Origin of the sequence: Brenneria corticis (assembly GCF_003115855.1) — a bacterium.
GTDB lineage: Bacteria > Pseudomonadota > Gammaproteobacteria > Enterobacterales > Enterobacteriaceae > Brenneria > Brenneria corticis.
Map to the genome: position 1 here is coordinate 1 of NZ_KZ819104.1, position 22028 is coordinate 22028.

The 22028-nt window shown below is 58.7% G+C and carries 19 protein-coding genes and 1 riboswitch; of the genes, 10 read left to right on the forward strand and 9 right to left on the reverse strand.

From position 1 onward, the window contains the following. The first annotated feature begins 412 nt into the window (after positions 1 to 412). Positions 413 to 2002 (forward strand): bifunctional phosphoribosylaminoimidazolecarboxamide formyltransferase/IMP cyclohydrolase, encoded by a 1590-nt coding sequence (purH, locus tag DDT56_RS22710; protein ID WP_136168647.1) that lies wholly within the window; start codon positions 413 to 415, stop codon positions 2000 to 2002. Positions 2003 to 2019: 17 nt separating this feature from the next. Further along, the gene (purD, locus tag DDT56_RS22715; RefSeq protein WP_136168648.1) at positions 2020 to 3306 is read left to right on the forward strand and encodes a phosphoribosylamine--glycine ligase; all 1287 of its coding nucleotides are present in this window, start codon (positions 2020 to 2022) and stop codon (positions 3304 to 3306) included. A 94-nt stretch (positions 3307 to 3400) separates the two neighbouring features. Here purD and DDT56_RS22720 read toward each other — a convergent pair whose 3' ends face one another. The 6 genes from DDT56_RS22720 to nudC all read right to left on the reverse strand — a co-directional run bounded on the left by DDT56_RS22720 (position 3401) and on the right by nudC (position 7824). After that, positions 3401 to 4090 carry a DUF1481 domain-containing protein gene (locus tag DDT56_RS22720; RefSeq protein ID WP_136168649.1) on the reverse strand — a complete coding sequence of 230 codons (690 nt, stop codon included), beginning with the start codon at positions 4088 to 4090 and terminating at the stop codon, positions 3401 to 3403. 3 nt (positions 4091 to 4093) lie between these two features. Beyond that, positions 4094 to 4366: a nucleoid-associated protein HU-alpha gene (hupA, locus tag DDT56_RS22725; protein ID WP_009114799.1), complete on the reverse strand. Its 273-nt coding sequence runs from the start codon at positions 4364 to 4366 to the stop codon at positions 4094 to 4096. Between the two features lie 187 nt (positions 4367 to 4553). Continuing rightward, positions 4554 to 5144 carry a YjaG family protein gene (locus DDT56_RS22730; protein WP_136168650.1) on the reverse strand — a complete coding sequence of 197 codons (591 nt, stop codon included), beginning with the start codon at positions 5142 to 5144 and terminating at the stop codon, positions 4554 to 4556. 89 nt (positions 5145 to 5233) lie between these two features. Then, positions 5234 to 5908, reverse strand: a complete 675-nt coding sequence (gene nfi / locus DDT56_RS22735; protein ID WP_136168651.1) for a deoxyribonuclease V — start codon at positions 5906 to 5908, stop codon at positions 5234 to 5236. An 8-nt stretch (positions 5909 to 5916) separates the two neighbouring features. Then, complete coding sequence (hemE, locus tag DDT56_RS22740; RefSeq protein WP_136168652.1) at positions 5917 to 6981, reverse strand: uroporphyrinogen decarboxylase; 1065 nt, start codon at positions 6979 to 6981, stop codon at positions 5917 to 5919. Between the two features lie 63 nt (positions 6982 to 7044). Beyond that, a complete protein-coding gene (gene nudC / locus DDT56_RS22745; protein WP_136168653.1) occupies positions 7045 to 7824 on the reverse strand; it encodes an NAD(+) diphosphatase in 780 nt (259 codons plus the stop codon). Between the two features lie 105 nt (positions 7825 to 7929). Here nudC and rsd point away from each other — a divergent pair, with 105 nt between their 5' ends. The 7 genes from rsd to thiH all read left to right on the forward strand — a co-directional run bounded on the left by rsd (position 7930) and on the right by thiH (position 14266). Then, a complete protein-coding gene (rsd, locus tag DDT56_RS22750; RefSeq protein WP_136168654.1) occupies positions 7930 to 8391 on the forward strand; it encodes a sigma D regulator in 462 nt (153 codons plus the stop codon). A 129-nt stretch (positions 8392 to 8520) separates the two neighbouring features. After that, a riboswitch (TPP riboswitch) is annotated at positions 8521 to 8663 on the forward strand. A gap of 99 nt (positions 8664 to 8762) precedes the next feature. Further along, a complete protein-coding gene (gene thiC, locus DDT56_RS22755) occupies positions 8763 to 10712 on the forward strand; it encodes a phosphomethylpyrimidine synthase ThiC (protein WP_136168655.1) in 1950 nt (649 codons plus the stop codon). After that, on the forward strand, positions 10709 to 11374 hold the full coding sequence (thiE, locus tag DDT56_RS22760) for a thiamine phosphate synthase (protein ID WP_136168656.1): 666 nt from the start codon (positions 10709 to 10711) through the stop codon (positions 11372 to 11374). Before thiC ends, thiE begins: the two co-directional genes overlap by 4 nt. A gap of 1 nt (position 11375) precedes the next feature. Further along, positions 11376 to 12155: a HesA/MoeB/ThiF family protein gene (locus DDT56_RS22765; RefSeq protein ID WP_136168657.1), complete on the forward strand. Its 780-nt coding sequence runs from the start codon at positions 11376 to 11378 to the stop codon at positions 12153 to 12155. After that, the gene (thiS, locus tag DDT56_RS22770) at positions 12152 to 12352 is read left to right on the forward strand and encodes a sulfur carrier protein ThiS (protein WP_136168658.1); all 201 of its coding nucleotides are present in this window, start codon (positions 12152 to 12154) and stop codon (positions 12350 to 12352) included. Before DDT56_RS22765 ends, thiS begins: the two co-directional genes overlap by 4 nt. A gap of 1 nt (position 12353) precedes the next feature. Next, on the forward strand, positions 12354 to 13136 hold the full coding sequence (locus tag DDT56_RS22775; RefSeq protein WP_136168659.1) for a thiazole synthase: 783 nt from the start codon (positions 12354 to 12356) through the stop codon (positions 13134 to 13136). Then, positions 13136 to 14266 (forward strand): 2-iminoacetate synthase ThiH, encoded by a 1131-nt coding sequence (gene thiH / locus DDT56_RS22780; RefSeq protein WP_136168660.1) that lies wholly within the window; start codon positions 13136 to 13138, stop codon positions 14264 to 14266. Before DDT56_RS22775 ends, thiH begins: the two co-directional genes overlap by 1 nt. Positions 14267 to 14296: 30 nt before the next feature. Here thiH and DDT56_RS22785 read toward each other — a convergent pair whose 3' ends face one another. Next, the gene (locus DDT56_RS22785; protein WP_136168661.1) at positions 14297 to 15715 is read right to left on the reverse strand and encodes an aminotransferase-like domain-containing protein; all 1419 of its coding nucleotides are present in this window, start codon (positions 15713 to 15715) and stop codon (positions 14297 to 14299) included. Positions 15716 to 15946: 231 nt separating this feature from the next. Here DDT56_RS22785 and DDT56_RS22790 point away from each other — a divergent pair, with 231 nt between their 5' ends. Then, positions 15947 to 16081 carry a DUF1127 domain-containing protein gene (locus DDT56_RS22790; protein WP_210417074.1) on the forward strand — a complete coding sequence of 45 codons (135 nt, stop codon included), beginning with the start codon at positions 15947 to 15949 and terminating at the stop codon, positions 16079 to 16081. A gap of 58 nt (positions 16082 to 16139) precedes the next feature. Here DDT56_RS22790 and shiA read toward each other — a convergent pair whose 3' ends face one another. Together shiA and rpoC are read right to left on the reverse strand one after the other, a co-directional pair. Further along, entirely contained in the window at positions 16140 to 17465 is a 1326-nt protein-coding gene (gene shiA, locus DDT56_RS22795) for a shikimate transporter (protein WP_136168663.1), read from the reverse strand. A gap of 263 nt (positions 17466 to 17728) precedes the next feature. Next, on the reverse strand, positions 17729 to 21952 hold the full coding sequence (rpoC, locus tag DDT56_RS22800) for a DNA-directed RNA polymerase subunit beta' (RefSeq protein ID WP_136168664.1): 4224 nt from the start codon (positions 21950 to 21952) through the stop codon (positions 17729 to 17731). Positions 21953 to 22028 lie beyond the last annotated feature (76 nt).

The following is a 22028-nucleotide window of genomic DNA, read 5'->3' on the forward strand; positions in this document are numbered from 1 at the left end:
CGCGGGCCGCATATGTTATGCAATTCCGCTGTGAAGTCAAGTGATTATTACCTGGCTTCCTACCGTCATCACAACCGCGTCGTCGCCGTTGCCCTGTCAGTGGAGGCGCATTATAGGGAGTTCTGCGCAGGCCGCAACAGGTATTTCGCATAAAAATGGCCGACTGCTGCATTCCACAGCAAAACCCTGCCTTATACCCTTTTTTACACAAAGTTATCCACAGAGCGGGATATAATCAAAATTTGACGAGCATCACGCAAACGTTTTCGCTACAATTCTCCCGCGTAAAAACCAGCGTATTTCTGTAGAACGCTAACTGAATATTTCTCTTTATCTCGCCATCATGCGTCATAAAAGACGATATTCACGTACCGTTCTTCAATGATTATCAAATCCAAGGGATAACATCATCATGCAACAACGTCGTCCTATCCGCCGCGCTTTGCTCAGCGTTTCTGACAAAGCGGGTATTGTCGAATTTGCTCAGGCTCTGTCCCAACGTGGCGTTGAGCTTCTTTCAACCGGCGGAACCGCCCGTTTGCTGGCCGATGCCGGCCTGGCGGTCACCGAAGTATCGGACTACACCGGCTTCCCGGAAATGATGGATGGACGCGTTAAAACCCTGCACCCCAAAGTCCACGGCGGTATTCTCGGCCGACGCGGTCAGGATGACGCCGTTATGGCTCAACACGATATTCAGCCGATCGATATGGTTGTGGTGAATCTCTATCCCTTCGCCCAGACCGTCGCCCGTGAAAACTGCACGCTGGAAGACGCCATCGAAAACATCGACATCGGCGGACCCACCATGGTGCGCTCCGCGGCCAAAAACCATAAAGACGTCGCTATCGTGGTCAAGAGCGGCGACTACGAAACCATTATTAGTGAAATCGACGCCAACGGCGGTTCGCTGACCTACGAAACCCGTTTCGATCTGGCTATCAAGGCATTTGAGCACACCGCGGCCTATGACGGCATGATCGCCAACTACTTTGGTTCGCTGGTGCCGCCGTATTATGGCGAAACGGATAAACCGTCAGGCCATTTCCCGCGCACGCTGAATCTGAACTACGTTAAAAAACAGGATATGCGCTACGGTGAAAACAGCCACCAGCAGGCGGCTTTCTACATAGAAGAAAACGTAACGGAAGCGTCCGTCGCCACTTCGCGGCAATTACAAGGCAAGGCGCTGTCTTATAACAATATCGCCGACACCGACGCCGCGCTGGAGTGTGTGAAAGAGTTTACTGATGCGGCCTGCGTCATCGTCAAACATGCCAACCCCTGCGGCGTGGCGATAGGCGACTCGATTCTCGACGCCTATGAGCGCGCCTACAAAACCGACCCGACCTCCGCTTTCGGCGGCATCATCGCTTTCAACCGCGAGCTGGACGAAGAGACGGCGCAGGCGATCGTCAGCCGTCAGTTTGTCGAAGTGATTATTGCGCCATCCGTCAGCGACGCCGCGTTAAAAGTTACCGCGGCCAAACAAAACGTGCGTGTTCTGATCAGCGGCGTATGGCAACAACGCGTCCCCGGTTTGGACTTTAAGCGCGTAAACGGCGGTCTGCTGGTGCAGGAGCGCGATCTGGGCATGGTCGATGCGTCGCAACTGCGCGTAGTGACCGAGCGTCAGCCCAGCGAACAGGAACTGCGCGATGCGCTGTTCTGCTGGAAGGTGGCCAAGTTCGTAAAATCCAACGCCATCGTCTACGCCCGCGACAATATGACCATCGGCATCGGCGCCGGCCAGATGAGCCGCGTCTACTCCGCCAAAATTGCCGGTATCAAGGCCGCTGACGAAGGGCTGGAGGTCAAAGGCTCGGCCATGGCGTCCGACGCGTTCTTCCCCTTCCGCGACGGCATTGACGCCGCGGCGGCCGTAGGCATTACCTGCGTGATCCAACCGGGCGGCTCTATCCGTGACGATGAAGTCATCGCCGCCGCCAACGAACACGGCATCGCGATGATCTTTACCGATATGCGCCACTTCCGCCATTAATTCAGGAGCCGACCGAGATGAATATTTTAATCATTGGCAATGGCGGGCGCGAACATGCGCTGGCCTGGAAAGCCGCCCAGTCTCCGCTGGCGAACCGCGTCTATGTGGCGCCGGGTAATGCGGGAAGCGCTCTGGAGCCGGCGCTGACGAACGTCGATATCGCGGCGACCGATATACCGGCGTTAGTCGCTTTCGCCCAGGAAAACCACGTCGGCCTGACCATAGTCGGACCGGAAGCGCCGCTGGTGATTGGCGTGGTCGACGCCTTTCGCGCCGCGGGACTGACGATTTTCGGCCCTACGCAGGCCGCGGCGCAGTTGGAAGGCTCCAAAGCATTCACCAAGGACTTCCTTGCCCGGCACAATATTCCGACAGCCGAATACCAGAACTTTACCGAAGTGGAGCCGGCTTTGGCGTACGTGCGTGCGAAGGGCGCGCCCATCGTTATCAAGGCGGACGGGCTGGCGGCGGGCAAAGGCGTCATCGTCGCCATGACGCTGCGGGAAGCGGAAGACGCCATCCAGGATATGCTGGCGGGCAACGCGTTTGGCGATGCGGGACACCGTATCGTGGTGGAAGAGTTCCTGGACGGTGAGGAAGCCAGCTTTATCGTCATGGTGGATGGGAAAAATGTGCTGCCTATGGCCACCAGCCAGGACCACAAGCGCGTAGGCGACCAGGATACCGGCCCGAACACCGGCGGTATGGGCGCCTACTCCCCCGCCCCGGTGGTAACCGATGAGATCCACCAACGCATCATGGAGCGGGTGATTTGGCCGACGGTCAACGGCATGGCCGCCGAGGACAATGTCTATACCGGTTTTCTGTACGCCGGACTGATGATTTCCGCCGACGGCCAGCCCAAGGTGATTGAATTCAACTGCCGCTTTGGCGATCCGGAAACCCAACCGATTATGCTGCGTCTGCGTTCCGATCTGGTTGAGCTGTGTCTGGCGGCCTGCGACGGCAAACTGAACGAGCAGGATTCGCGATGGGATGAACGCCCCGCCCTGGGCGTGGTGCTGGCCGCGGGCGGATATCCGGCCGATTACCACACCGGCGATGTTATTTCCGGTCTGCCCCGGCAGGATGCCGAAGACGGCAAAGTCTTTCACGCCGGCACCAAAATGGACGGCGAAAATGTCGTTACCAACGGCGGACGCGTATTGTGCGTAACGGCATTAGGCAATACGGTGGCGGAGGCCCAGAAACGCGCGTATGAACTGGCGGCGGACATTCAGTGGCAAGGGTGTTTTTATCGCAAAGATATCGGCTATCGCGCCATTGAGCGGGAACAAGCCTGAGAACCGAGCAGCCCGGAGCAATCCGGGTTTTTTATGCTGCGCGAAAAGGTGGATTAGCCGCGCGGGCGTTATCGGGCCTCGACCCGGCGACGGATTACAGCCTGCCGGCCTCCGCTTCCCAACGGCAGAAATTCCCCTGGTCCGCCAGTAACAGCTGCGTGCCTGCCGGCGCCTCCAGCCACGCAACGCTTACCAATGGCTGTTTCTGCTTGTCAATCCATCCCTGTGAGAGCGAGTCAAAGTCGGGACGGGTTTGCTGCCCATCGCAGGTTACCACCTGACCGTTCTGCCAGGTTCCCTGTTTCAGCACCACCTTACCGGCCTGAAGCACCTCGCTCAGCTCCAGCAGGCGTTTGGCATCCCACTGATAGAGCGCCAGATCGTCATCGGAAATTGACTCTCGCCTTTGCGCCAGCTGCCGTTGCATAAAGCTGACCGTTCCATCTTGCGCAAAACGTATCTCGGTGTCGTCTTTCTGTAATTCCAGCGTTCTTTTGATTTCCCGTATCTCGTCCTGCTGATAGAGATAGCGGGTGACTACCGTGCTATCGCCCTGAAGCGGGTTATAAACCACAATCAGCCGGGTGGTGTTGTGCTGGGCATCATCTTTACGCCACAGACGAACCACGCCGCGATCGGAAAGATAACCGCTGGCAAAGACCGGCGGAGACGGGGCATGGCTGCCACAGGCGACGAGCAGCGCCAGCGCGGCGCCCATGCCCAACCAGCGCAGTAAAAGCAAAAGGGGCGAAAACGCCCCCCTGCTTAAACTCTTAACCGGCATGGCTTATTTAACAGCGTCTTTCAGCGCCTTGCCAGAAACAAACGCTGGCACGTTGGCTGCAGCAATTTTGATTTCTTTACCAGTTTGTGGATTGCGGCCAGTGCGCTCGTTACGATGGTTTACCTTAAACGTACCAAAACCAACCAATTGTACTGCATCACCTTCTTTCAGAGACTCAGTAATCGCCGCCAGAGTTGATTCCAGTGCCGCTTTCGCCTGTACTTTGGAAAGATCAGCTTTGTCCGCAATTACATCAATCAGTTGAGTCTTATTCATAAGTTATCCTTACAGTGTGTTTATCGCTTGCTAAGCATCGAGTGCGACGGATAGGCCATAACAGCACTCTCCTGCATATACGCACCGACAGCCACTTTTATTACGCCCCCCAAATGTAGACCAGACAGGGTGCGGATGTGAAGCCTTAAGACAGGCCATTTCAGGCCTTAAATCACGTTTTATCGCGTTATTGCTGTAAATTTATCCCAATATTACTGCTTCCGGCCTCTCGCAGGTCAGCGCGGAGTCCTTTAATCAGTTCGATATCACGCTCTTCGCAGGCGGCCAACAGGCGGAAAATCTCCCATTGGATGTCCCACTCGTCTTCAATTGCCGGCAGAACCTTCAGCTCATCATCGGTCATTTCTCTACCGGCCTGCGTCATTTCGAGCATGGCGACCGTGCGGATCGACGCCTCGCTGATGGCGATCGCATGTTCCAGCGTTTCACCGCTCAGGCGGGAATGGATCAGCTCGCCCAAGGCGATACAGGCGTCAATCGCCGGGTAGACACCATAAATATCATAGTCATCAGCCGCCGGAATTGCCTCTTCTAATTTTTCCAACTGGCTGTCGAAATTGACTTTTGCGTCTTTGACCACCAGCGTTTCCCAAACCAGATCGAGAATGCGACGATAAACCATGGCGTCGCCAAATCCGGTTTGCTGACAAAATTCATGATAATTCGGGTACATACGTTCGCAAAGGCATGCCATAAAGGTGACATGCTGCCAGCTTCCGAGCTTTTCCAAACGCAAATGAATCGGATTACGTAACATCTGTTATTTTATGCTCATGTAGAGGCACTGGGCGGCAGTGTACCTGAAATTCTCACCGCGCCCTATGCCTGTATTCCTAAAATTTTTGCTTACAACATCTGCTGTCGCCAGCGCTGAAACGCCGGCCGGTCCGATGCCACCGCGTCGGCCCAGCGGGTGGGCTCCGGCAGACGGTAGCCGCGCATGCAGCGTTGCACCCACAGCAGGGCGCTATCCAGACCGACGCGATGGCCGGTGGCCACGAACAGCGGGTTACAGCGCACCTTGCTGCGCCATACCCAGCCAATCTGCTCGCCCTTATCCAGCAGCGGCTGCCGGCTGCCCGCCTGATCCGATAACGGCGCGAAATGTCCGCACAGACGGCTTTTCGCCACGCCGATCGTCGGTACATTCACCAGCAGGCCGAAATGGCTGGCCACGCCAAGCCGGCGCGGATGTGAAATACCATGTCCGTCGACAAATAACAAATCCGGTTTTTGCTCCAGCATCCCCCAGGCGGCCATCAGGCCCGGGCATTCCCGGAAAGAGAGCAGCCCCGGAATATACGGCATTGTCGTAGCGACCCGCGCAATCTTATACTCCACCAATTCCAGCGACGGATAGCGCAGCACGGCGATGGCCGCGCGGGTTATCACGCCGTCCTGCTCAAAGCCCACGTCGGCGCCGGCGATAAAATCCGGCTGGTCGAACGGCAGATCGTCGCAACGAACAATTTCAGCGGCGCGCGTCACCTGCTCCGCGCGCAGCCCTCGGGTATCAATCACAGATCCCCCTATTGATGGTAAGCGCGGGATAGCCGGTGCACCGCCGCCACAAAAGCGCCGGCGTGCTCCGGCGGCACATCCTGATGGATACCGTGCCCCAGATTGAACACATGGCCGTTGCCCTGCCCGAACCCCGCCAGAATCGACGCCACCTCCTGCTCGATACGCGCCGGCGGCGCATACAGCATAGACGGATCCATATTTCCCTGCAGGGCGACTTTCTCGCCGACGCGGCGGCGCGCATCGGCAATGTCGATGGTCCAGTCCAGCCCCAGCGCGTCGCAGCCGGTTTCCGCCATCGCTTCCAGCCACTGGCCGCCGCCCTTGGTAAACAGGGTGACGGGAACGCGGCGCCCGTCGTTTTCCCGCCGCAGGCCGTCAACGATCTTGTGCATATAATGCAGGGAAAACTGGCGATAATCCCGGCCGCTGAGCACGCCGCCCCAGGTGTCGAATACCATCACCGCCTGCGCCCCGGCGCGGATCTGCGCGTTCAGATAGAGAATGACGCTGTCCGCCAGCTTGTCCAGCAGCAGATGCAGCGTTTTCGGCTCGGCAAACATCATCTTTTTAATCATGGTGAAGGCTTTGCTGCTGCCGCCTTCCACCATATAGGTCGCCAGCGTCCAGGGGCTGCCGGAAAAGCCGATCAGCGGCACCGCGCCGGCAAGATTTTTGCGGATGGTGCGCACCGCATTCATCACATAGCCAAGTTCCTGTTCCGGATCGGGAATCGGCAAATTCGCCACATCGGCATGGCGGGTAATCGGAGACTGAAAACGCGGACCTTCGCCCGTTTCAAAATAGAGCCCCAGGCCCATCGCATCGGGAATGGTCAGGATATCTGAAAACAGGATCGCCGCGTCAAGCTCGTAGCGCCGCAACGGTTGCAAGGTGACCTCGCAGGCCAGATCGGCGTTTTTACACAGCGCCATAAAGTCGCCCGCCTGAGCGCGGGTCGCCTTGTATTCCGGCAGGTAACGCCCCGCCTGACGCATCATCCATACCGGCGTCACATCAACCGGCTGGCGCAACAAGGCCCGTAAATAGCGATCGTTTTTCAGATCAGTCATGCTGTTTTCCTTTAGTCGTCATCCCGCGGCGTACGGTTATCGCGCCCGATGGTAACATGTTGGCTAGCCGTTCTCATGAGACGCGCGGCACAGCGCAACCGTATCTTCAATCAGGCGGCGCGCCACCGTGCCCGGCGGCGGTAAAATGGGCAGTTGGTCATAGCGGAACCAGGCGGCGTCGCGCAGTTCGGCGGGATCGTGCTGAATGTCGCCCCCCGCATAGTCCGCCATAAAGGCCATCATCAGCGAGTGCGGGAAAGGCCAGGGCTGGGAGCTGATATAACGCAGGTTCTTGATCCGGATATGACTCTCTTCCATCACCTCGCGGGCCACCGTCTGCTCCAGAGTTTCGCCCACCTCGACGAACCCGGCCAGCACCGTATACATATTGCCGCGATGACGGTTGTGCTGGGCCAGCAGAATCTCGTCGCCGCGTCGGATCGCCACGATGATACAGGGGGCGATCTGCGGGTAATAACGCTCCTTGCAGTGGCGGCACAGGCAGGCCAGCTCGGTTTTACTGCGCACCATTTCATGGCCGCAGTAGCCGCAGAATCGATGGGCGCGGTAAAATTCCGCCAGCTGTACGCCGCGCCCCGCCATTTGAAAAAGACCGACTTCCTGGTCGAGTAGCTGACGGACGGATGCCATGCCGCTATCCCGGTTCTGGCAGACCAGCCGGACCGCCTGTCCCTGCCATTCGCCGATAAGTCGGGCGCTCTGCCCCTGTAATGACCAACTGGACGCCGTTCCCTGCGGCAATTCCCCCTCAGGGAGCCATATCTGGTTTGCGTGACTGATAACCCACCATCCGGTTTCGTCACCTTTTAGCGTGTGTTCCATATCTTTTCTATTGCTCCACTATCACTTCGCTGGCATTTTACCACTCTGGGTGATTAGATAACTTTTATAACTGACGGTTATTTTCTACCATTCACGGAGCCAACAATGCTAAACCAGTTACAAAGCCTGACTGACCTCGTCGGTGGCAATAATGCGTTAATCGACCAATGGCTACAAGCGCGTAAGCAGCTGCTGATTGCTTACTACCATCTGGTTGGCATCAAACCGAACAAGGAAAAACTCTCCCCGCTGGATGAAAAAGCGCTGGATGAATTTTGCCATAATCTGGTCGATTATCTGTCGATCGGCCACTTCCACGTTTATGAGCGGATATTGCCGGAAGCCGCCGTCCTCGGCGAACAGAAAAAGGCGCTTTTCAACCAGCTTGATGAAGCGTTAAAAAGCAATACAGAGCAGATTATGGCGTCTTACGACGGTCATTTGGCGACCGCCATCGATGATGAAAACTGTATTGAATTCCAGCAGGCGCTGTCCCACGTGGGCGAAACCCTGGCCGAACGCTTCGCGCTGGAGGACAACGTTATCCGGCTGATTTTTGATAATTAATATCTTTTTATTATCATATTGTTACCATTCAGCATCTGACTTACCTTCACAGATACGCCTTCCTTGCTTTGACATACCCGTGCTGGCGTCATAAAGTGTCACCGTTGTAATCAGCCCGTTAATAGTAGGGCTATCTTGTCGGAGTGCCTAGCGCGTTTCCGTTTCTTGAGTGTTAAGCAAGAAAAGAAAATGCACAGGCTGAGACCGTTAATTCGGGATCCGCGGAACCTGATCGGGTTAAGACCCGCGAAGGGAACAAGAGTAATGTGCCTGATTGAGACCTGCATCAATCGCTCCGGCATACCTAGCGTTATTACTCCCTCCGAGCTCCAGACAAGCAATTTTCCCTTTACGCATCACAGGAACTTGCTATGTCTACCAAAACATCATCATCCCGACCGCCCAAAACCAGTCGCCGCGACCAGCGCGCGGCCGCCCAGCAGTTTATTGATACGCTGCAGGGGATGGCGTTTCCCAACTCGCGGCGCATTTATCTCACCGGTTCACGCGACGATATTCGCGTGCCGATGCGCGAAATCCAGCTTAGCCCGACGTTAGTCGGCGGCGGCAAGGACGATCCGCAATACCAACCCAACGAGCCGATCCCGGTATATGACACCGCCGGTCCGTACGGCGATCCGGCGTCGCGCCCGGACGTGCGCGTCGGATTAGCCAGACTGCGCGCCAACTGGATTGCCGAGCGAAACGATAGCGCCACGCTCGCCGCCGTCAGCTCGGATTTTACCCAGCAGCGCCTAGCGGATGCCGGACTGGATCACCTGCGCTTCGAACACCTGCCGCGTCCGCTGCGCGCTAAACCGGGCAAATGCGTGACCCAGCTGCATTATGCGCGCCAGGGCATCGTCACCCCGGAAATGGAGTTTATCGCCATCCGCGAAAATATGGGCCGTGAGCGCATTCGCGGCGAGGTGCTGCGCCAGCAGCATCCCGGCGAGGGGTTTGGCGCCCGCCTGCCGGAGAACATCACTCCGGAGTTCGTGCGTCAGGAAGTGGCCGCCGGGCGCGCCATCATTCCGTCGAATATCAATCACCCGGAATCCGAACCGATGATTATCGGCCGCAATTTTCTGGTGAAGGTGAACGCCAATATCGGCAACTCCGCCGTCACCTCCTCGATTGAAGAAGAGGTGGAAAAGCTGGTGTGGTCCACCCGCTGGGGCGCGGACACCGTGATGGACCTCTCCACCGGACGCTATATCCATGAAACCCGCGAGTGGATCCTGCGCAACAGTCCGGTGCCCATCGGCACGGTGCCCATCTATCAGGCGCTGGAAAAAGTCAACGGCGTGGCGGAAAACCTGAGCTGGGAAATGTTCCGCGACACCCTGCTGGAACAGGCGGAACAGGGCGTCGACTATTTCACCATCCACGCCGGCGTGCTGCTGCGCTATGTGCCGATGACCGCCAAACGGCTGACCGGCATCGTGTCGCGCGGCGGCTCGATCATGGCCAAGTGGTGCCTGTCGCATCATAAAGAGAGCTTCCTGTATGAACACTTCCGCGACATCTGCGAAATCTGCGCCGCCTATGACGTCGCGCTGTCGCTGGGCGACGGTCTGCGCCCCGGCTCGATTCAGGACGCCAACGACGAAGCGCAGTTCGCCGAACTGCATACGCTGGGGGAACTGACCAAAATCGCCTGGGAGTACGATGTGCAGGTGATGATCGAAGGTCCCGGCCACGTGCCGATGCAGATGATCCGCCGCAATATGACCGAAGAGCTGGAGCATTGCCACGAAGCGCCGTTCTATACGCTGGGCCCGCTGACCACCGATATCGCCCCCGGTTACGACCACTTCACCTCCGGCATCGGCGCGGCGATGATCGGCTGGTTCGGCTGCGCGATGCTCTGTTACGTCACCCCGAAAGAACACCTGGGGCTGCCGAATAAGGAAGACGTCAAACAGGGGCTGATCACCTACAAAATCGCCGCCCACGCCGCCGACCTGGCGAAGGGACACCCCGGCGCGCAGATCCGCGACAACGCCATGTCCAAGGCGCGTTTCGAATTCCGCTGGGAGGATCAGTTCAATCTGGCGCTCGACCCCGAAACCGCCCGCGCCTACCACGATGAAACCCTGCCGCAGGAGTCCGGCAAAATCGCCCACTTCTGCTCCATGTGCGGGCCGAAGTTCTGCTCGATGAAAATTTCCCAGGAAGTGCGCGATTACGCGGCACAACAGGAAGCCGCGGCGCAGCCCATTGAAGTGGGAATGGCGCACATGTCCGAAGCCTTCCGCGCCCGCGGCGGCGAGCTGTACCACAGCGCCGCCAGCCTGCAAACGGAGGAGAACAAATGACGTCATCTCAGACGGCGGCAACGCCAATCACCGCGCCTTTTCCCCCTACCGAGCATCGGCTCGGCCTCTACCCGGTGGTGGATAGCGTTGAGTGGATTGAGCGCCTGCTTAGCGCGGGCGTCAAAACCATTCAGCTGCGCATTAAAGACCTGCCCGACGAGCAGGTGGAAGCGGATATTATCCGCGCCATCGCCCTGGGTCGCCAATATCAGGCGCGGCTGTTTATCAACGACTACTGGCGGCTGGCGGTGAAACATCAGGCCTATGGCGTGCACCTGGGGCAGGAGGATCTGGACGGCGCCGATCTCGCCGCCATTCGGCGGGCGGGGCTGCGCCTCGGCCTATCCACTCACGATGACGCGGAGCTGGCGCGGGCCGAGGCAATCAATCCGTCCTATATCGCCCTCGGCCATATCTTCCCCACCCAAACCAAAGACATGCCTTCCGCGCCTCAGGGCGTGGCCGAACTGGCCCGCCATCTCCAGACGCTGGGCGATCGTTTTCCCACCGTCGCCATCGGCGGCATCAGCATCGACCGGGCGCCGGCGGTGCTGGCGACCGGCGTCGGCAGCATCGCCGTGGTCAGCGCCATTACCCAGGCGCCGGACTGGCGCCAGGCTACGGCAACCTTGCTGCGCATGATTGAAGGACGGGAGGCGTGAGATGAGCGCGAACCACCACACCAGCCCAGCCGGACTTAGCGATCAAGAATTTATGCGTTACAGCCGTCAGCTGATGCTGGAGGATATCGGCCCGGAAGGCCAGGAGAAGCTGAAAGCCGCCAGCGTGCTGCTGGTGGGGCTTGGCGGTCTGGGCGCGCCGGCCTCGCTCTATCTGGCCGCCGCCGGCGTCGGCACCCTGCTGCTCGCCGATGACGACGCGCTGCATATCAGCAACCTGCAACGGCAGATTCTGTATCGCACCGGCGAAACCGGCAAACCCAAAGCCGCGTTGGCGCAGCGGCAGCTACAGGCGTTGAATCCACAGTCGGAGGCGATTGCCCTTACCGAAAGGCTGAGCGGCGAGGCGCTGCGGCGCGCCGTCAACCGCGCCGACCTGGTGCTGGACTGCAGCGATAATATGCAAACCCGCCATGCGGTGAACGCCGCCTGTATCCGCGCCGGCAAGCCGTTGATCAGCGGCAGCGCCGTCGGCTTCAGCGGACAGCTGCTGGTGCTGACGCCCCCCTACGCCCACGGCTGCTACGCCTGCCTCTATCCCGAGGCGACGGAGCCGCAGCGCAACTGCCGCACGGCGGGCGTGCTCGGCCCGGTGGTCGGGGTAATCGGCACGCTGCAGGCGCTGGAGGCCATCAAGCTGCTGGCCGGGCTGCCCTCGGCTCTGAGCGGCAAGCTGCGGTTGTTTGACGGTAAACAGCAAAGCTGGAACACCCTGCAACTCACCCGGGCGGCGCGCTGCCCGGTCTGCGGGAGTCAGGCATGAACATCACCTTAAATGACGAGACCATCGAACTCACCGAGTCGATAACGGTTGAAGCGCTGCTGAGCCGGGTAAACCGGCTCCAGCCCGGCACGGCTGTGGCTATCAACCAAACCATTATCCCCCGTGACGCCTGGCGCGAACGTCAGGTTGCGGACGGGGATGATATTCTGCTTTTTCAGGCAATAGCGGGAGGATGACATGCTGCACATTGCCGATACCACTTTTACATCCCGGCTGCTGAGCGGCACCGGAAAATTCGCCACCCCCGAAATTATGCTGGACGCACTACGCGCCTCCGGCTCGCAGTTGGTCACCATGGCGATGAAACGCGTTGACCTGAAAGGCGGCAGCGACGCCATTCTTGCTCCGCTGCGCCAGCTTGGCATCAGACTGCTGCCGAATACCTCCGGGGCCAAAACGGCCGATGAAGCGGTGTTCGCCGCGCACCTGGCGCGTGAAGCGCTGGGCACCCACTGGGTGAAACTGGAAATTCATCCCGATATGAAATACCTGCTCCCCGACCCGATTGAAACGCTGAAGGCCGCCGAGCGGCTGGTGAAAGAGGGATTTGTCGTCCTGCCCTACTGCGGCGCCGACCCGGTGCTGTGTAAACGACTGGAGGAAGCGGGCTGCGCCGCCGTCATGCCGCTGGGCGCGCCGATTGGCTCCAACCAGGGGCTGCAAACCCGTGATTTTCTGCGCATCATTATTGAACAGGCCCGCGTTCCCGTCGTCGTCGACGCGGGGATCGGCGCCCCCAGCCACGCCGCGGAAGCGCTGGAGATGGGGGCTGACGCGGTGCTGGTCAATACCGCCATCGCCGTCGCCCGCGATCCGGTCAAAATGGCGCAGGCCTTCAGGATCGCCATTGAAGCCGGAGCGCTGGCGCAGCAGGCCGGCCTGGGCAATAAACAGTACATCGCCAGCGCCACCAGCCCGCTGACCGGCTTCCTGCGCCAGCAAACGCAAGGAGCCGCCTGATGGAAAACGACTTTCAAACCGTCTGGCAGCGGCTCGACTGGGACGATCTCACCCTGAGGATCAATAGCAAAACCTCACGCGACGTGGAGCGCGCGCTCGGCGCCGCCCGGCCGGACCGCGAAGACTTTATGGCGCTGATCTCCCCCGCCGCCGCCCCTTATCTGGAGCCGCTGGCGCAGCGGGCGCAGCAGCTCACCCGCCAGCGCTTCGGCAATACGGTCGGCTTCTACGTCCCTTTATACCTGTCCAACCTGTGTTCCAACGACTGTACCTACTGCGGTTTCTCCATGAGCAACCACATCAAGCGCAAGACGCTGGACGACGCGGAGATCCTGCGCGAATGCGCCGCGATCAAGGAACTGGGCTTCGATAGCCTGCTGCTGGTGACCGGAGAGCATCAGCGCAAAGTGGGCATGGACTACTTTCGTCGCGTCTTCCCGCTGATCCGCCCGCACTTCAGCGCGCTGATGATCGAGGTGCAGCCATTGGCGCAGGAAGAGTACGCGGAACTGAAAACCCTGGGGCTGGACGGGGTGATGGTGTATCAGGAAACCTATCATCCGGCGACCTACCAACAGCACCATCTGCGCGGGCAGAAGCAGGACTTCCATTGGCGGCTGGCGACGCCGGATCGTCTTGGCCGCGCGGGGATCGACAAGATCGGACTGGGGGCGCTGATCGGCCTGTCCGACAGTTGGCGAACCGACTGCTATATGGTGGCGGAACACCTGCTGCACCTACAGCAAACCTACTGGCAGAGCCGCTATTCCGTCTCCTTCCCCCGCCTGCGTCCCTGCGCGGGAGGCATCCAGCCCGCCTCGCTGATGGATGAAGCCCAGCTGATGCAGGTGATCTGCGCCTTCCGCCTGCTGTCGCCGGATATCGAGCTGTCGCTCTCCACCCGCGAGTCGCCGTTCTTCCGCGATCATGCGATTCCCATCGCGATAAACAACGTCAGCGCCTTTTCCAAAACCCAGCCGGGCGGCTACGCCGATGACCACCCCGAACTGGAACAGTTCGCGCCGCACGACGCCCGCCGGCCGGAAGAGGTCGCTCAGGTGATCAGGCAAGCCGGATTGCAGCCGGTATGGAAGGACTGGGACGGCTATTTGGGCAGAGGCGCGCCATAAAACCGCTTCGGCCTTTCCCTGAGGCCGCGATTAATGGTCGCCCATCATCCGGCTGACCGTTTCTCCCAGGATACGCAGCCCGGTGCCCGTTTCGTCGGTGAACGGCAAGGCGTAATTCAGCCGCAGGCAGTTGCGGTATTTCCCCGAGGCGGAAAACAGCGATCCGGCGGCAATCTGTATACCGGCCTTGCGCACCTCGCGGTTAAGCCGCAGCGAGTCAAAAGATTCCGGCAGTTCAATCCACATCAGAAACCCGCCCTGCGGACGGCTGACGCAGATCCCACAGGGAAAATAGTGGCGGATCCAGCAGGTAAAGTCGTCACGATTATATTTATATTGCATCCGCATACGCCGCAGATGGGGCTGATAATGGCCCAGGCGGATAAATTCGGCCACCGCCAGCTGCGTATGCGTCACCGTATAGCCGGTGCTGATGTATTTGGTATGAATCACCCGCTCCAGATAACGCCCCGGCGCTATCCAGCCAACGCGCAACCCCGGCGCCAGCGTTTTGGAAAAAGAGCTGCACAGCAATACCCGGCCGTCCTCATCAAAAGACTTGATGGTTCTGGCGCGGGGATAGTCGTAAACCAGTTCGCCGTAGGCATCGTCTTCAATAATCGCCAGATCAAACTGCTGGGCCAGCGTGACCAGCGCCTGTTTTTCCTCGTCTGGCATGCAGAACCCCAGCGGGTTGTTGCAGGTAGGCACCAGCAGCAGCGCCTTGATCGGCCACTGCTCCAGCGCCAGCTTCAGCGCGTCCAGGCTGATCCCGGTGATCGCGCAGGTCGGGATCTCTATCACCTTGATCCCCAAACCGCGCAGGATTTGCAGCGTGCCGGGAAAGGTGGGGGACTCCAGCGCCACGATATCCCCCGGCTGGCATACCGCCCGCACCGCGGTGAACAGCGCTTCCTGGCAGCCGGTGGTAATCACTATGTCATCCTCGGTAAGCTGGCAGCCGCTGTCCAGCGCCAGACGGGCCACCTGCGCGCGCAGCTCCGGGGCGCCATACATATCGCCGTAATTGAGCACCCGCTGATCCTGATGCTGGCAAAGCCGGGTCAGCGCTTTCCACAGCGGCTTCATCGTCGATTGGCTGATGTCCGGCGTGCCGCCGCCAAAATTGAACGTATTGCACGCCGGGGCGTTGTTAAACAGCTCCAGCACCGACTCCCACTGGGTGATCTCCACCGGGCGCTGGGCCGGACGGGTCAGCCCGGGCATCGGCGGCGTCGCCTTGCGCGGCGCGACAAAATACCCCGAACGCGGCTGCGGCATAATAAGCTGACGCGCTTCCAGCAGATGATAAGCCTGTTGGACGGTGCTGATGCTCACCCCGTGCTCCGAACTCAGCGCCCTGACGGACGGCAGACGTTCGCCGCCCTGGTATAAGCCCTGTTCTATCCGTTGTTCCAACAGCGAAGCAAGATATTGGTAACGCGTCATAAGTATTATTTCCCAGGGTGAATTACCAACATAACCAGTACAGATTACGGTAAAAAATACCATTCAGATGCAATATTACGCAATCTGTATGTTAAATAAATTCATTTTCTGCATCTGTATTATACCCACCTTCCCTCGCATCATAAGGCTTCGCAATCGGGTAAGGGGGCAAAAATGAAACATCAAGCAGACGGCTCGCAACGTTCGTCCGGCCTATCACTATGGCGGTTAATGGTTATTCTGCCCTACCGGAAATGGCAAGCATGGCGGCTGAAAGAGAAAACGCGGCAGACGTTACGGAGAATGAGTGACGAAAGATTAAAAGATATCGGGCTTAGGCGTGAAGATATCGACCGTTTCCGCTGAGAAAACGCGCCCGTTAAGCCGATACCGGCGTCCAGCGCCGGCATCGGCTTTGCTAAGCTCAGTCCAGCGTTTGCGGCTTCATGCGCAGTCCGACAATCGCCGACAGCAGGCAACCCACGGCGAGATAAGTCGCCACGCCGTGCCAGGAACCGCCCAGAAACTCCACCAGCAGTACCGCGATAAACGGGGTGAAACCGCCGCCGACCACGCTCGCCACCTGATAGCCCACGCCCGCGCCGCTGTAGCGATACGCCGTGCCGAACAGCTCGGTAAACATCGGCTGCTGTACGCTGACGATCATATCGTGCGCCACGTTGGCCAACATGACGGCAAAAAACAGGATCCACAGGCTGGCGTGCGCTTCCAGCGCCATAAAGAAGGGAAACGCGCTGGCGGCGCCGATCAGCGCGCCGGTGACGTAAATCCGCCGCCGGCCGAAACTGTCGGCCAGACGGGCGAAGAGAGGGATAGACAGGCAGCTTATCCCGCCCACCAGCAGGCTGATATGCAGAAAGAACTCCCGCGACATCCCCAGATTGGCGGTGGAGTAGTTGAGCGCGAACGCCGTGACGATATACATCGTCAGCAGTTCCCCCAGCCGCAGGGCGATAATCAGCAAAAATGCCTTGGGATGCTTGCGCAGCGCTTCAATGATCGGAAACGAACGGATTTTTTGCGTTCTTTCCCGTAACTTCTTGTTGGCCTCGAACTCCAGCGACTCTTCCATCCCGGAGCGGATCCACCAGGCGATGGCGACCAGCACCACGCTGAATAAAAACGGCAGCCGCCAGCCCCAGCTGATAAAATCGGCATCCGTGGTGTGGTGGCTGACCAGTGAAATCGAGCCCGTCGCCAGCAACAGCCCCACGCCGTATCCCACCTGCACGCCGCTGCTGTAGAAAGCTTTTTTCTTTTTAGGCGCGTTCTCCACCGCCAGCAACGCGGCGCCGCCCCATTCGCCCCCGACCGCGAACCCCTGAATGGCGCGCAGCGTCACCAGCAGTACCGGCGCCCACCAGCCAATGCTGTCAAAAGTGGGCAATACGCCAATCAGCGCGGTCGACAGCCCCATCGTCCAGACGGTGATCATCAGCATGCGTTTGCGGCCCAGCTTGTCGCCGAAATGGCCGAACACGATCCCGCCCAGCGGCCGGAACAAGAAACCCACGCCAAAAGTGCCAAACGCCGCCAGCGTACCCATGGTCGGGCTTATCTGCGGGAAAAACTCAATATTAAACACCAACGCGGCAACAATGCCGTAGAGCAAAAAGTCATACCAATCCACCACCGCGCCGATAAAACTGCCCCATGCCGCTCTTCTGGCGCGTCCGGGCGCTATGTGCGCGGCATCCTTAGTTGGTATTGAAGTTGTCGAGGAATCCATGTCAGTCTCGCTGTCTGATATAACAAAAAACGTCCGGAAGAAAAAAACGCCGGGAGCGTTTTTTAACGCCGTTTACGACGGCCGGCCCGTCAGGGCGGAGGGCGGGACGCCCTACGTAAGTTCTTAACGTCGCCGCGGCGACGGCCCGCAAGGGTGGCGGCCAAGGATAGCACGCCATAAAAAAACCCCGGCTTTGACGGCCGGGGCTTTCAGCGACTTAACCGCCCCGGAGGGGCGGTTGTATACGGTGCTTGACGACGATATTACTCGTCGTCACTGTTACCGAAGCCGGCGTTAAGCAGTTCGGCCAGGTTGGCGGAGGCTTCATCAGCACTCACCTGAGGCGCGACCGGCGCCTCGCCTGCCTGACGGCGACGCATACGATCCTGGTGGTACGCATAACCGGTACCCGCCGGGATCAAACGACCTACGATAACGTTCTCTTTCAGCCCGCGCAGTTCATCACGTTTACCGGCCACCGCCGCTTCAGTAAGCACGCGGGTGGTTTCCTGGAACGATGCCGCGGAAATGAAGGACTCGGTCGCCAGAGATGCCTTGGTGATACCCAGCAGATCGCGGCTGTAGGTTGCCGGGATCTTGCCATCCGCTTCCAACTGACGGTTGGCAATCTTGACGCGAGACATTTCCGCCTGCTCGCCTTCCAGGAACTCCGTGCCGCCGGCGCTGACGATGGTGCCTTTACGCAACATCTGACGAACGATAACTTCGATGTGTTTATCGTTAATCTTAACGCCCTGCAGACGGTAAACTTCCTGAACTTCGTTGGTGATGTAACGCGTTACCGCATGTACGCCACGCAAACGCAGGATATCGTGCGGGGATTCCGGACCGTCGGAAACCACGTCGCCGCGTTCTACGCGTTCACCTTCAAACACGTTGAGCTGACGCCATTTCGGAATCATCTCTTCGTAGGCGTCGCTGCCATCCAGCGGAGAAATCACCAGACGACGCTTGCCTTTGGTTTCCTTACCGAAGGAGATGATGCCGCTGATTTCCGCCAGAATCGCCGGCTCTTTCGGACGACGGGCTTCAAACAGGTCGGCAACGCGCGGCAGACCACCGGTAATATCCTTGGTACCGCCGGATTCCTGCGGAATACGCGCCAGGGTGTCGCCCGCGCTGATCTTCACGCCATCTTCCAACTGAACAATCGCTTTACCCGGCAGGAAGTATTGGGCGGGCATATCGGTGCCCGGGATCAATACGTCTTCGCCTTTGTCATCAACGATTTTCAGCGCCGGACGCAGATCTTTACCGCTGCCGGTACGCTCCGCGCTGTCCAGAACCACGATGGAGGACAAACCGGTCAGTTCGTCGGTCTGACGGGTAATCGTCTGGCCGTCGACCATGTCCGTGAAGCGAATGTTACCGCCCACTTCGGTGATAACCGGCATGGTGTGCGGATCCCAGTTGGCTACGGTTTCGCCGCCGTTGACTTCAGCGCCGTCGCCTTTCGCCATCACCGCACCGTAAGGCACTTTATAGCTTTCTTTGGTACGGCCGAATTCGTCGATCAGCTTCAGCTCGGTGTTACGCGAGGTAATCACCAGCTTATCGTTGCTGTTGACCACGAACTTGGCGTTGTTCAGTTTCAGGCTACCTTTGTTTTTCACCTGAATACTGGACTCGGCCGCCGCACGCGATGCCGCACCACCGATGTGGAAGGTACGCATGGTCAGCTGGGTGCCCGGTTCGCCGATAGACTGCGCGGCGATAACCCCGATGGCTTCACCTTTGTTAATCAGGTGACCGCGCGCCAGGTCGCGACCGTAGCACTTGGCGCACACGCCGAAGTCGGTTTCGCAGCTTACGACGGAGCGGACTTTCACCGCATCGACGGAGTTTTCTTCCAGCAGGTCACACCATTGCTCGTTGAGCAGGGTGTTGCGCGGCACCAGAATATCCGCCGTACCCGGCTTGATAACGTCTTCAGCCGTGACACGGCCCAGAACGCGCTCACGCAGCGGCTCTTTAACGTCGCCGCCCTCGATAACCGGGGTCATCATGATACCTTCGTGGGTACCGCAATCGTCCTCGGTGACCACCAGATCCTGCGCCACGTCAACCAGACGACGGGTCAGATAACCGGAGTTCGCGGTTTTCAGCGCGGTATCCGCCAGACCTTTACGCGCGCCGTGCGTGGAGATGAAGTACTGGAGTACGTTCAGACCCTCACGGAAGTTCGCGGTGATCGGCGTTTCGATAATGGAGCCGTCCGGCTTCGCCATCAGACCACGCATCCCCGCCAACTGACGAATCTGCGCCGCGGAACCACGCGCGCCGGAGTCGGCCATCATAAAGATGCTGTTGAAGGAAACCTGCTGCTCAACCACGCCGTCGCGGTTAACCACGTCTTCAACCGACAGGTTTTCCATCATCGCCTTGGCAACGCGTTCGTTGGCCGCGGCCCAGATATCGATAACCTTGTTGTAGCGTTCGCCGGCGGTAACCAGACCGGATTGGAACTGCTCCTGAATCTCGGCCACTTCGGTTTCGGCTTCTTCGATGATCCCGGCTTTTTTCTCCGGGATAACCATGTCGTCTATACCGACGGAAGCACCGGAGCGCGCCGCGTAGGCAAAACCGGTGTACATGATCTGGTCGGCGAAGATAACCGTCGGCTTCAGGCCCAAAATGCGGTAACAGGTGTTGAGCATTTTGGAGATGGCTTTTTTGCCCAGCGGCTGGTTAACGATCGAGTACGGCAAACCTTTCGGTACGATCATCCACAAAATCGCCCGACCGACGGTGGTATCGATAATGCTGGTCTGATGCGTAACCTCGCCTTCGATGCTTTTGATCTCTTCCGTAATGCGCACTTTGACACGCGCATGCAGCGAGGCCAGACCGGCGCGGTAAACGCGCTCCGCTTCTTTCGGCCCGGTCAGCACCATGCCTTCGCCTTTGGCGTTGACGCAGTCGCGGGTCATGTAATACAGCCCCAACACCACGTCCTGCGAAGGCACGATGATGGGCTCGCCGTTCGCCGGCGACAGAATGTTGTTGGTGGACATCATCAGCGCACGCGCTTCCAACTGGGCTTCCAGCGTCAGCGGTACGTGAACGGCCATCTGGTCGCCGTCGAAGTCGGCGTTATAGGCGGCGCAGACCAGCGGGTGCAGCTGAATCGCCTTACCTTCGATCAGTACCGGTTCAAAAGCCTGGATACCCAAACGGTGCAGCGTCGGCGCACGGTTCAGCAGTACCGGGTGTTCGCGAATCACTTCGTCCAGGATATCCCATACCACGGCTTCTTCGCGTTCAACCATCTTCTTGGCGGCTTTGATGGTGGTGGCCAGGCCACGCAGCTCCAGCTTGCCGTAGATAAAGGGTTTGAACAGCTCCAGCGCCATTTTCTTCGGCAGACCGCATTGATGCAGACGCAGGTACGGACCAACGGTGATAACCGAACGACCGGAGTAGTCGACGCGTTTACCCAGCAGGTTCTGACGGAAACGACCCTGCTTACCTTTGATCATATCGGCCAGCGATTTCAGCGGACGCTTGTTGGAGCCGGTGATCGCGCGACCGCGACGGCCGTTATCCAGCAGGGCGTCGACCGCTTCCTGCAGCATACGTTTTTCGTTACGTACGATGATGTCAGGCGCGGCCAGATCCAGCAGGCGTTTCAAACGGTTGTTACGGTTAATGACGCGACGATAGAGATCGTTCAGGTCGGAGGTCGCAAAACGACCGCCGTCCAGCGGCACCAGCGGACGCAGATCCGGCGGCAGTACCGGCAGCACGGTGAGGATCATCCACTCCGGCTTGTTGCCGGACTGTACGAACGCTTCCAGCAGCTTGATACGCTTGGTCAGCTTCTTGCGTTTGGTTTCGGAGTTGGTTTCATTCAACTCTTCACGCAGCTGTTCGCATTCCTGCTCCAGGTCCATGTTTTTCAACAGGGCCTGAACCGCTTCGGCGCCCATTTTGGCGTCGAATTCGTCGCCGAACTCTTCCAGCGCGTCCAGATACTGCTCTTCGGTCAGGATCTGACGACGTTCCAGATTGGTCATGCCGCCTTCAACCACCACGTAGGATTCGAAGTACAGCACGCGTTCGATATCGCGCAGCGGCATGTCCAGCAGCAGACCAATGCGTGACGGCAGCGATTTCAGGAACCAGATGTGCGCGGTGGGAGACGCCAGCTCGATGTGGCCCATACGCTCGCGGCGTACTTTGGTCTGGGTCACTTCAACGCCGCACTTCTCACAGATAACGCCGCGGTGTTTCAGGCGCTTATACTTACCGCACAAGCACTCATAGTCTTTTACCGGCCCAAAGATACGGGCGCAAAAAAGTCCGTCGCGTTCCGGTTTGAACGTACGGTAGTTAATGGTTTCTGGCTTTTTAACTTCACCAAAAGACCACGAACGGATCATGTCTGGCGAAGCCAGAGCAATTTTGATCGCATCAAACTCTTCGGTTTTAGTTTGCGCTTTCAGAAACTTTAATAAGTCTTTCACGGATTGGCTCCTGTCGGAGTTAGACCTGCTAGACACCTAAACCCTGCCGTTAAAAAACAAGGTTCAGGTGCCCCTA